This is a genomic window from Corynebacterium sp. MSK297 (assembly GCF_030232885.1).
In the GTDB taxonomy this organism is placed as follows: Bacteria; Actinomycetota; Actinomycetes; order Mycobacteriales; family Mycobacteriaceae; genus Corynebacterium.
Map to the genome: position 1 here is coordinate 73,934 of NZ_JASPGD010000009.1, position 11,902 is coordinate 85,835.

General features: G+C 55.1%; 9 protein-coding genes and 2 pseudogenes. 8 read left to right on the forward strand and 3 right to left on the reverse strand.

The genetic code is table 11. The features are described 5' to 3' along the window. Positions 1-79: 79 nt before the first annotated feature. Positions 80-694 (reverse strand): DNA-3-methyladenine glycosylase I, encoded by a 615-nt coding sequence (locus tag QP888_RS09100; protein WP_284813248.1) that lies wholly within the window; start codon positions 692-694, stop codon positions 80-82. Positions 695-830: 136 nt separating this feature from the next. Between QP888_RS09100 and QP888_RS09105 the strand changes: the two genes are divergently transcribed. Continuing rightward, positions 831-1,241 (forward strand): DoxX family protein, encoded by a 411-nt coding sequence (locus tag QP888_RS09105; RefSeq protein ID WP_284813235.1) that lies wholly within the window; start codon positions 831-833, stop codon positions 1,239-1,241. Next, the gene (locus tag QP888_RS09110) at positions 1,228-1,938 is read left to right on the forward strand and encodes a zf-HC2 domain-containing protein (protein WP_284813236.1); all 711 of its coding nucleotides are present in this window, start codon (positions 1,228-1,230) and stop codon (positions 1,936-1,938) included. Before QP888_RS09105 ends, QP888_RS09110 begins: the two co-directional genes overlap by 14 nt. On the opposite strand, the gene pmt is transcribed toward QP888_RS09110, so the two are convergent. Further along, the gene (gene pmt, locus QP888_RS09115) at positions 1,905-3,602 is read right to left on the reverse strand and encodes a protein O-mannosyltransferase (protein WP_284813237.1); all 1,698 of its coding nucleotides are present in this window, start codon (positions 3,600-3,602) and stop codon (positions 1,905-1,907) included. The genes QP888_RS09110 and pmt overlap by 34 nt on opposite strands. 86 nt (positions 3,603-3,688) lie before the next feature. On the opposite strand from pmt, the gene rsmI reads away from it, so the two are divergent. From rsmI to QP888_RS09145, 6 genes and pseudogenes are all read left to right on the forward strand, one after another. Next, complete coding sequence (gene rsmI / locus QP888_RS09120; protein WP_284813249.1) at positions 3,689-4,567, forward strand: 16S rRNA (cytidine(1402)-2'-O)-methyltransferase; 879 nt, start codon at positions 3,689-3,691, stop codon at positions 4,565-4,567. Between the two features lie 349 nt (positions 4,568-4,916). Next, a complete protein-coding gene (locus tag QP888_RS09125) occupies positions 4,917-6,623 on the forward strand; it encodes a BCCT family transporter (protein WP_284813250.1) in 1,707 nt (568 codons plus the stop codon). Between the two features lie 139 nt (positions 6,624-6,762). After that, positions 6,763-8,604, forward strand: a complete 1,842-nt coding sequence (gene metG, locus QP888_RS09130) for a methionine--tRNA ligase (RefSeq protein ID WP_284813238.1) — start codon at positions 6,763-6,765, stop codon at positions 8,602-8,604. A 71-nt stretch (positions 8,605-8,675) separates the two neighbouring features. Beyond that, entirely contained in the window at positions 8,676-10,046 is a 1,371-nt protein-coding gene (locus tag QP888_RS09135) for an MFS transporter (RefSeq protein ID WP_284813239.1), read from the forward strand. A 78-nt stretch (positions 10,047-10,124) separates the two neighbouring features. After that, entirely contained in the window at positions 10,125-10,442 is a 318-nt protein-coding gene (locus QP888_RS09140) for a transposase (protein ID WP_284813240.1), read from the forward strand. Continuing rightward, positions 10,439-11,182 (forward strand): annotated as a pseudogene (locus tag QP888_RS09145) (IS3 family transposase); the annotation flags it as partial. The gene QP888_RS09140 and the pseudogene QP888_RS09145, both read left to right, overlap by 4 nt. Before the next feature lie 100 nt (positions 11,183-11,282). Here QP888_RS09145 and QP888_RS09150 read toward each other — a convergent pair. Continuing rightward, a pseudogene (locus QP888_RS09150) lies at positions 11,283-11,902 on the reverse strand (IS3 family transposase); the annotation flags it as partial.

Genomic DNA, 11,902 nt, shown 5'->3' on the forward strand with positions numbered 1-11,902 from the left:
GTCTAATTTTTAGCTTAGGCTGTGTGCGGCTTTCCGGTGTAGCCCAGTCTTTGCAGCCCGGTCTTTGCCGCTCTGTGGTTTAGTTTTGCGCCTGTGCAGATTCGACAGGGGTGCCCGGGGAAATATCGTATTTTAACAAGCCGATTGCCTCGAGCAGTGCAAACATAGTTGTGGGCCCTACGAAACTAAACCCTTTCCTTTTCAACGTTTTTGCCAGTGCCGCGGATTCTTCTGATTTCGTTGGCACGTCGTTGCTATGTCCGTAGCATTCTTTCTTTGCTGGGGCGAAGGAGCGCACCAATTCTTCTAAGCCACCGGGAAAGTCCGGATCATCCCGTAAAGCCACGCAGGCTCGCGCATTGGTGATAACAGCGCGAATTTTACTCTCATTACGGATCATTCCCGGGTGCGTCAAGATATTCTCAACGTCCGCATCGGTAAATTCTGCAACACGGGCGGGATCAAAATCTGCGAATACCTCGCGTAACGTCGGGCGACGCCGCAAGATCAGTTCCCACGATAAACCAGCCTGAAAACTTTCCAAGCAGAGACGTTCAAAATATGCTTGTTCGCCGGTAATTGGCTGGCCCCACTCGGTGTCGTAATAGTCTCGCAGTAACTCATTGCTGCACGCCCACGCCGGCCGGGCGATGCCGTGCTCGTCGACAAGAAATCCATTGGTCAACAGCAACATTGCCGGTTGGTGTCCTGTGTTGTTTGGATTGGACTGTGTCTCAACGTGCATGTGTTTCCTCGCTTTCTCACTAAGTATTTAGACCACAGTAAAGGCGCGTTCGGTTCCCACCGATGTGCCGGGTAGTCTAGTGGGCATGCACAATCCTGCCATTCGTGATGCCATGCTGCTTCTCGTACGCATCGTCGTCGGAATCATCTGCATCATTCGTGGGCTGGATCAACTCTTTTTCCGCGGTATGGACGACACCATCGGAGCATATTCCGCGGCAGCGGTACCGGCACCAGCGATTACGGGGTGGATCACGATGCTGTTAGAAATTTTCTTGGGCGCCGCGCTCGTGGTGGGGATCTTGACGACGTTCGCAGCCGGTATTTTGTTTTTCTCCTCTGTAGCGTTGCAGTATTTTGTCGCAGACATCGAGTTTCTGGGGGAAAACCCCAGCTATGAATCCTTGTTGATGTTTGTGACGCTGCTGTTGGTGATCGTCGTTTTCGGCGCGGGCCGTGCCAGTGTGGATGGGGTGTTAACACGTGCCGAATCATGATGAAATCCAAACCGCATTGTCCGCGCGCATCGACGGCGAGCCCACGGGAATTGCTGACGAGATCTTAGATGCGCATCTTTCTGGCTGTGAGGAATGTCAACAATTCCAAAATCGGGCGCTTTCGCTGACCAAGAGTATGCATCAGGCCAGCGAAAATACTGGCGCTGACATGGCGCCGCCGCAACAGCTCACGGAAAATATCTTGGCTGGTGTAGAACCTGCGTGGCGTCGTTCCGCGCGCAGAGCAGAGCTGAATACCATCATTGCCCGCCTCACCCTGTTGGTCTGCGGCATCGGGTTCGGCATCTGGGCGGTGGTGCAGGTGGTTGCTTCTGGCGGGCTGATCCCGCAGAGCTTGGATGTCCACGGCGAAGCCGTATGGGATCCGAGCGCGGATCCACACTTGGCGACGGCCCTGATGGAAGGTGCGGCGCTGCGAGCCGGGGTGTCGTTGGGCTTACTCACCGCGGCGTGGCGCCCATACTGGGCCGCTGGAGTGATGCCAGTGGTGGGGGCCATGGGAATGTTCTTGACTGGATTTACCATTCGCGATGTCGTTCTCGGGGTGGCTACTGGACAGCAGATTTTGTTGATCGGCATGTTGATCATTAGCGCACTGGCGACCGCCTGGTTATGGTTGCGCTACCGTTACGTACAGCATCGTTACGTCCAACTGGGCAGCCACATCATAGAGTGATACCAGCCGTCGGGAATCGGTAGCCCATAAAGAATCGGCGAGAAGTACACAAACATCGCGGCAACCGTCGCCAAGTACACAATCACGACAACGCTGCCAGCGGTCAATTCGCGACCAGCCACACGCGTGAGCAAGCGCCACCGAAGATAACGACCGCGATGGGCGAGCCCACCCAGGATCATTGCGTAGAGGACTATGACAAAAGGAATAAAAACGGCCGCATAGAAGAAATACATTTGGCGGTCATATGCTGCAAGCCAAGGCACGAATCCGGCAGCAAAGCCAACCAGGGGCCAGGCAAAAGCTCGTTCCTTACGCACGAGCACTGCCCACATTGCCCACACCAACCCTGGAACGATGAACCACCAGATTGCCGGTGTACCGAATAAAAACAGCATCTCGCGGCAGCCTTTGTCGCTACCACCAAGAGGGCAGGCTAGTTCGGTATTCGAGTAATACAGAATTGGCCGAACGCCCGCTAGCCAGGCCCAAGGTTTGGAATCCCACGGATGATCGTGACCGCCAGATGTCGTCAGCATCGCATGAAATTGCAAAACCGACTGGTGATAATACAGCCAGCTGGCTACTGTATCGGGCAAAACCTGCAGCCAAGAATCATCGTCAATAGTGGCATCGGTTGCGGCATGGCGATACACGGCGGTTTCGCTGGCAAACCACGCCCGCCAGGTCCACAGGTAGACCAATACTGGGACGAGCACCAGTGAAGCTAGGGCAGCGGGAATATCGCGTAACCACACTGCAGAATACGGCCTGGCCACAGCGTAACGACGACGGATAATTAAGTCGCCGAAGACGCAAAACAAACCGAAAAAGGCGATATAGTACAGGCCGGACCATTTCACTGCCACGGCTGCGCCAAGTAATAAACCTGCGCTGAAGCGCCACCAGCGTACGCCAAAGCGCGGTCCAAACGGCGAAGCCCACAATTGGTTAGGGGAGGCGTCGGCAAGCGACTGCCAGGCGGAATGCATTCGCGAGCGCATGTCTCGATGGTCCCGGGTCAGCATCCAGGCAGCTGCGATGATGAAAAAGACTTGAAAGATATCCAGCATGCCAAACCGGGAACTTACCAACAGCACCCCGTCGAAGGTGGCTAAAAATCCGGCAAAGGCGCCCACATTCCAGGACTGGGTGAGCTCGCGCGCCAATAGCATCGTCGCGATAACCACCCCGGTGCCAAAAAAAGCTGCCATCGCTCGCCAGCCCCACGGCGAATATCCAAAGACAAATTCGGCCAGTGCAATGATCTGTTTGGCCAGCGGCGGGTGCACTACTAACCCGTATCCAGGGTTGGATTCAATGCCTCCGATGAGCAGATGGTCCCAACTGCGCACGATGTCCCAGGCCTGGGGGACATAGTGTTTTTCGTCAAAAATCGGTGTGCCACCGGATGCCGGATGCCCCAAGCCAATAAACCGAGTGATTGCTGCTAACACGCCGATGAGCAACAGCGACCAACCATCACGGTGATCGAGCGGGATGCGTGTGAATTGAGACGACGTATATGGGCGCACGCTTGTGCCGTGCCTGTATCGTTTGCGTGGTTTCTGTGCCGGCGCGAGATTCGGCGCGGCAGCTCTCGTCGACGCGTGTGAACGATCTGGGGTGTTCGGGCTGTGTGGGGTGCTAGCAACGGCAGTCACCCGCAATAGTTTAGGCGACGAGTCTCATTTTGGCACTAGCTAGCGCGCAAGTATCGGTAGCGTGGGTGTGCCATGCTAGAAGTGTGATGAATCAAGACGGTGTGCATAATGAAAACCCACATCAGCGTCTGCCGCATGGAATTATCGTTGCTGCAACTCCGCTGGGCAACCTTGCCGACGCCTCCCCGCGGCTTATAGGTGCTTTACGGGATGCAGAAGTGATCGCCGCTGAGGACACGCGGCGTGTGCGCAATCTCGCGAATGCGCTGGGGGTGGAATTGCGCGCGAAAGTGGTGTCGAATTTTGACCACAACGAAGCAGGCAGGGTTGATGAACTACTGCGCGCGGCACGAAACTCTAGTGTGTTGGTGGTCAGCGATGCGGGGATGCCAGTGGTTTCTGATCCGGGGCATAATGTCGTGGCTGCAGCACATGAGTCTGGTATCTCGGTTACCGCGATTCCGGGGCCGTCCGCGGTGCCCACTGCGCTGGCCTTGTGCGGGTTGCAAGTAGGAAAGTTTATTTTCGATGGGTTTGCTCCGCGCAAGGATGGGGCGCGACGCAGCTGGCTGGAGTCATTACGTAATGAAAAACGTGCAGTGTGTTTTTTCGAATCGCCGCATCGATTAGCGGATACGTTGCGGATCGCTGCTGAAGTATTGGGGGCGAAGCGTCGTGGCGCGGTGTGCCGTGAGTTGACGAAGCTCTATGAGGAAGTCAAGCAGGCACCACTTTCTGAGCTTGCGCAGTGGGCTGCAAACGGCGTGAAGGGCGAGATTACTGTTGTCATCGAGGGTGGTGAGCAAGCGGTGATTTCCGTAGATGAAGCTGTGCGCCGCGTTTCCGAGTTGGTCGATGGCGGTATGCGTTTGAAAGCCGCCTGTAAACAAATTGGCGCTTGGACTGCGCATTCAAATCGTGAGCTTTACGACGCGTATTTGCGGGCACGTGAGGAAAATAAATAAAAGTGCGTAATATCACATGAACTAGTCTGTTGTGTGTTTTCGACGGAGCTTGGATGTTTCTCGGGTGTGTTCACGCGATTTTGCATGCTAACTCGAAATAATGGCAGCACAGTTTCGTGGCAGGTCACATAATTAGTGGATTTATCTGCTCATCAGCTAATTTTCAGCTTTTCTGAATTTGATTGCCGGGTGTTTTTCAACCACTCTGGTATCCATGACTAAACCTGATTCACACGGCGCCGATGGTGCCGATCGCGATGATGTTGTGGATGATCCACAGCTAGGAACAGATTCCAATCTGGTCCGCGAAGACCTGAATGAGCTGTCTGCTACCAGGCAGATTGCTTATATGCTGGAACACGAAGATGATGTCGCGGTCAGCGGCGTCGACGACTCTGTTGAGATGGCTTCCGAAAACGAAGACACTTCCATTGACTGGGGTGTTGTTCTGCCAGCCGGCATTCTGGTGCTGGCGACCGTTATTTGGGGTCTGGTTTTCACAGAATCTTTCAATGATTTCGCCAGCGTAGCATTCGGTTGGATTATCGATAACTTCGGCTGGGCTTTCATGCTGTTTACCACGGTTTTCGTGGTATTCGTGATTACCATTGCCGCCTCGAAGTTTGGTGCTATTAAGTTGGGCTCGATTAATGAAGTACCCGAATTTAATACCATTTCATGGATCGCAATGATGTTTGCCGCGGGTATGGGCATTGGTTTGATGTTCTTCGGCGCAGCGGAACCTACTTTCTTTTATAACGATGGTGTTCCGGGAATCGATAATGACCCAGTCGGTGGTGCAATGTCGCAGGCGATGTTCCACTGGACACTGCACCCGTGGGCGATTTACGCGATCGTCGGCTTGGCCATCGCATATTCCACCTTCCGTGTCGGACGCAAGCAGCTGCTGTCTTCGGCATTCGTCCCGCTGATTGGTGAAAAGGCAGCCACCGGTGGCGTGGGCCGTTTCATTGATATTTTGTCCATTTTTGCGACTGTGTTTGGTACCGCATGTTCTTTGGGCCTCGGTGCACTGCAGATCCAGGCAGGTTTGTCCGCGTCCGGCATCATCGACGACCCTTCGATGTCGGTTGTTATCGGTATCGTGCTGGTTTTGACCTTGGCCTTTATTCTCTCGGCGCTGTCGGGCGTCGGCAAGGGTATCCAGTATCTGTCCAACGCTAACCTCATCATGGCCGCTGTCCTGGCCATTTTCGTGTTCATTGTGGGCCCAACCGTCGTGCAGCTGAACCTGATTCCAGGTTCACTGGGTTCGTACTTGCAAAACTTCCTGATGATGGCCGGGCGCACCGCAGAAAACGGTGAAGAAGCTGCCGAATTTAGCTCTGCCTGGACGATTTTCTATTGGGCATGGTGGGTTTCCTGGTCGCCATTCGTCGGTATGTTCCTAGCGCGCATTTCCCGCGGACGTTCTGTGCGGGAATTCTGCATCGGCGTGCTGCTGATTCCATCTGGTGTCTCCACAGTATGGTTTGCAATCTTCGGTGGTACCGCGATCGATATGGAACGCAGCAATGAAGGCGTAGTATACGGTGATGGCACCACCGAAAACATGCTGTTTAACATGTTTGATCAGCTGCCACTGGGAGCGATTGCATCAGTCGTGGCGATGGTGCTGCTCGCAACGTTCTTTATCACCTCGGCAGACTCTGCTTCGACTGTCATGGGTTCCATGTCGCAGCGCGGCCGCATGGTGGCCACCCCATGGTTGTCGGCTACCTGGGGTGTTTTGACAGCTGCGGTTGGTCTGACCATGCTTATCGGCGGTGGTGAGGATGCCCTGGACTCGCTGCAGTCGGTCACGATCGTGGCTGCTTCACCATTCCTACTGATCATTATTGGACTGATGTTTAGCCTGGTGAAAGACTTGCGTAACGACGTTATCTACGTCGAGCAGAAGGAACAGCAAGCCTTCGCACGGAAGCTGGCCCGTGAACGCCGCTTGACTCGCGAGGCGCACCGCAAGGAAGAGCTGAAAAAGCGTCGCGCAGAACGTCTGGAGAGCTGGAAGCCAGAAAGCATGCGCAAGAATTAACTGCTGCTAGCTAATTCTTGCTGTAATTGTTAGGTGTGCGGTGCTCACATGAGAACTCAGTGTGAACCTGCTGCGCACCCTGTGAGTTCTATGAACCCCGGTCACCATACGGTACCGGGGTTCAATTATGCTGGAAGGCATGTCTGAAAATGTGCTTGTGAATGTTGCCTGGCCGTATGCCAATGGCCCCCGTCATATCGGACACGTCGCAGGATTTGGCGTACCTTCCGATGTATTCGCGCGCTTTCAGCGAATGCGGGGCAACAACGTCCTGATGGTCTCAGGCACTGATGAACACGGCACTCCGTTGTTGGTGCAAGCTGATAAAGAAGGCGTCTCCGTACGCGAATTGGCCGATCGCTATAACCGTCAGATCGTCGAAGACCTGCGCGGTTTGGGCCTGTCCTATGACTGGTTTACCCGTACTGTTACCCGGACTCACTACGCGACAGTGCAAGAGCTGTTCAAAGGCCTGTACAACAACGGCTACATGGTCAAAGAAACCACCATGGGTGCGGTGTCCCCGTCTACCGGGCGCACGCTGCCAGACCGATACATCGAAGGCACGTGCCCAATTTGTCATGCCGACGGCGCCCGGGGTGATCAATGTGATAACTGCGGTAACCAGTTGGACCCAGCGGATTTGATCGATCCAGTTTCCAAGATCAATGGCGAAACCCCGGTTTTCCGCGAGACCGAGCACTTCTTGTTGGACCTGCCTGCGCTTGCCGACGCATTGCGCGAATGGCTGTCGACCCGTCAAGGCTGGCGCCCGAACGTGCTGAAGTTCTCGCAGAATTTGTTGGCGGATATGCGCCCACGTGCAATGACCCGCGATATTGACTGGGGCGTTCCCGTACCGATCGAGGGCTGGGAAAACAACAACGCGAAAAAGCTCTACGTGTGGTTTGATGCTGTGATCGGCTACTTGTCTGCCTCGCTTGAGTGGGCACAGCGCACCGGAGATCCGGACGCGTGGAAACAATTCTGGTTGGATCCGGAAACCAAGTCCTATTATTTCCAGGGCAAGGACAATATCACTTTTCACTCGCAGATTTGGCCAGCGCAGCTGCTCGGTTATGCGGGTAAGGGCGCCAAGGGCGGTGAACAACACCGTTATGGTGAAATCAATCTGCCGACCGAAATTGTGTCCTCGGAGTTTTTGACGATGTCTGGCTCCAAGTTCTCCTCATCCAAGGGTCTGGTCATCTACGTCAAGGACTTTTTGGAAGAATTCGGGCCGGATCCGTTGCGGTATTTCATTGCAGTGGCTGGCCCAGAAAACAACGACGCAGACTTCACCTGGGATGAGTTCGTCCGCCGTATCAACAACGAGCTGGCAAACGGCTGGGGTAACTTGGTCAACCGCACGGTCTCCATGGCACACAAAAACTTCGGTGAAGTACCAGAGCCCGGTGAGCTGACTGATAGCGATCGTCGCATTCTGGACTTGGCAACTAATGCTTTTGACGTTGTTGGGGATGCCCTGGAGCATTCCAAGTTCAAGGCCGGAATCACGCATGCGATGCATGTCGTTGGTGAGGCGAACGCCTATATTGCCGAGAATGAGCCGTGGAAACTAGCTAAGGATGATTCCCAGCGCGAACGCTTGGCGACGGTTTTGTGGACTGCATTGCAGGTCGTTTCCGACTGCAACGTGCTTTTGACCCCATACCTGCCGCACTTGGCACAGCGCGTGCACGAAACCTTGGGTCGCGATGATGTGTGGGCTGCACAGCCAGAGATTGTCGAAGTTGTCGACGATTATGACGTCGAATTGGTTGGCGTCGGAACGCCACAGAAAGGTCAGAAGTACCCCGCGATTACAGGTGATTATGCAGCACAGGCAGCAACCTGGAAACGCCTGGATATCACCCCTGGTACTACATTGGCGAAACCGAAGCCGTTGATTACCAAGCTGGACCCGGAGCTAGCTGAAACTGGCCCAGAATGGGCACCGGTGACGGATTCGGAAGACTAATCCGAAGTGTGCTGTGCACGGCAAGTTTTGTGCACAGCACGTTTGTTTTCTCTCGAGCATTGTGTTGGAAGGTGAGTCCGACGAGTGACAAGCAGTCGAAGCACACGACACTAGTTGCTGGTGGGGCAATTTCAGTCCCACTTGCTCTCGTCGCAGTAATCTCCGCTGCGGCGAACCTGCGCGCCGGTATTTCTTCACTGGGCGCAGTGCTGGAACAGGTAATGGTCAGTTTCCAGGCCTCGGCTTTCGTGGCTGGTGCGCTCACCGCCATGCCGGGTTTTGCTTTCGCCATCATGGGGTTGGCAGCTGTTCCTATTGCCCGACGCTTCGGGTTAAGCTTCACGCTTTTTGCCGGAATGGTGGCCATGCTCGTGGGCCTTGCTTTCCGGCCATTGATCGGCGTCCATGTACCGGGCGGTATGGGCACGTTTATTCTGCTAACCGCGTTGGTTGTTGGCGGGATTGCGCTGTTGAATGTGTTGTTACCGGCCTGGATTAAACAGCACGCGCCGCGTTGCTCTGTGCTGTTGATGTCGTGTTATTCCGGTTTCTTAGGTCTTTCGGGTGCGGTTGCACCACTGAGTGCCTTGTGGTTTTCCGGCGAGGATGCTTGGCGCCCGGCACTGGGTATCTGGGCGCTGCTCGCGGCAGCACAGGTTGTGGTCTGGATTCTGGTATTAACCCGGGTTCGGGTGGATAAACCTCGCAAACCACCCGTTGCACAACCCACAAACTCCGGCACGGAACGTATGACTACACCAGGTACGACGGGTACAGCGGCTGATTCGGACCCCGCGGTTGATTCGGACCCCGCGGTTGATTCGGACCCAGCAGTTGTTGCGAACAAGATTGCGTCGACGTCGTTATGGAGTTCTCCCACCGCGGTGGCGATGATGGTGTTGTTTGGCCTGCAATCCTCAAATGCCTATGTACAAATGGGGTGGCTGCCGCAGATGTATATCGACCAAGGTGTCTCTCCGGGCAGGGCAGCCGTAGGGCTTGCCGTGTTGGGAACCGTCAACGTCATCGGTGGTGTGAGCATGCCGTTTGTGGTGGCCCGCATTCGTGATCTGCGACCGGTAATCGTGGTTTTTGGCGTACTGACGACCGTTGGTTACCTCGGGGTCATGTTTGCTGGTGCCGCGGCGCCGGAGGCATGGGCAATCGTGCTGGGCCTGGGCGGTATGTGCTTCCCGACGATCCTCGCTCTGCTTGCGGCACGGACGCGTACCCCGGAGGTGACCGCGCGGTTGTCTGGTTTCGTGCAGCCGTATGGTTATTTGCTTGCAGGAGTCTTCCCGCTGTTGATCGGTTTTGCGTACCAGGCCACCGGAGACTGGGTGCTGATCTTGGCGGTGATGGCATTGACCGGTGTGGGGATGTCAGCACTGGGGTATCGCGCGGGTAAGAAAGTGCTTATCGACGATGAGCTCGCGCGTTAATACGCGCAGGGGCTTGCGAATAAGCAGGTTGAAGTGCCCCAGGTTTGTTCCGTTTGAGTAGATGGGAAAATCTGGACCATGCCCAAAAAATTTGACCAGGATGCCAAGGACCGTGTGGTCCGTCTCGTGGAAGACCGCATCTTGGCGGAGAATCTTTCAATGCAACAAGCGTGCAAGATTGTGGCGCCGAAACTAGGGGTCTCATGGCACACAGCAAGACAATGGACGCAAGCAGTTCGACGCGAAGGACGAGTTGTCGAACGCATGCCAGAGGATATGCAAGCCGAAATCTCCAGGCTGCGACGTGAAAACCAAGAGCTACGGGATACCAACGAACTGCTGAAGGCTGCGTCAGCTTTTTTCGCGTCGGAACTCGACCCCAAACGTCGGAAATGATCCGGTTCATCGATAAATACCGGGATCGTTTCTCAATCGAGTTCATCTGTACGACGTTGAAGAATAACCGGGTTGGCGGGTTTATCACCTCGCGTGGTTACCGCCAGTCCAAAGCTCGTGGGCCCAGTGCTCGTCGCCTTCGCGATGCTGCTCTAGTCGAACGTATCAGCACCGTTCATCGGGACAATTACGGTGTCTACGGTGTGCGAAAAATGTGGCATGCTCTTCGCCGTGAAGGAATTGATATCGGTCGTGAACACACTGCCCGGCTGATGCGCCTGGCTGGTGTTTCTGGCAAAGGCAAAGGCCGATCACCAATCACAACGCGTAAGCCCAACGTGGCGGATCTGCGCCCGGACTTGGTGGGGCGCGAGTTCACAGCTTCGGGGCCAAATAAGTTGTGGGTGGCTGACATTACCTACGTGCGCACGAAGAAAGGCTTTGTGTATGCCGCGTTTGTCACCGATGTGTTTTCTCGGCGCATCGTCGGATGGGCGCTATCGGATTCCTTGCGGACCGAAGTTTTACCGCTGCAAGCTCTCAACCAAGCGATCATGTGTGCTGAAGAAACAACAGGTTTGGTGCACCATTCTGACCACGGCTCACAGTACGTCAGCGTTGTCTACAACGAGAAGCTCACTGAATTCGGGATTCAATCTTCCACTGGAACGGTTGGCGATTCCTATGACAATGCTCTAGCGGAAAACGTGAACGGCTCCTACAAGAACGAGCTGATCCATACTCGCAGGTGGGGTTGCCCGCAAATCGTGGACACGTAGTGGAGCTACCTAATGATTAGGCAGCTATTTCTTTTCTGCTGGTGGTTAGGCTGGTGTGGTTCTCGAAATCGACAGGGCTGACCATCCCGAGTGCGGAATGCCGGCGCCGACGGTTGTAGACCACTTCAATCCAGTAAGCAACGGCCTTGCGGGCGGAATCACGGGTTGCCCAGCGCTTCCGGTCGTAGAACTCGGTTTTAAGCGTCGACCAGAACGACTCAGCCATCGCGTTATCGAAACACACACCGGTACGACCCACAGACTGAGCAATGCCTAGGTTGCGGCATACCTCCCAGAGCTGCTCGCTGGTAAATTGCGTTCCGCGGTCAGCGTGAAACACCAGCCCGTCAGCAACGTCACCGCGGAAGCGTATGCGCCATCCGAAGTGCTCGTTCGACCAGGCATGTATCTTGCACGCTATCCATAGCCCAGCCCAGCACCCTGCGGGAATGACCATCGCGGACCGCGCACAAATACAACCAGCCCTCACCGGTGCGCAGATAAGTAATATCTGACATCCACACCCGGTTAAGCTCACCAGTATCAAACATGCGCTTTACCAGGTCAGGAAGCGTGGACTTACGCTCAGATTGAATCGTTGTCGCCGGCACAAAAGCACGCGGTGAAATCCCTTCAATGCCCATCAGACGCATCCGCTTAGCCACAGTCTTGCGATTCACA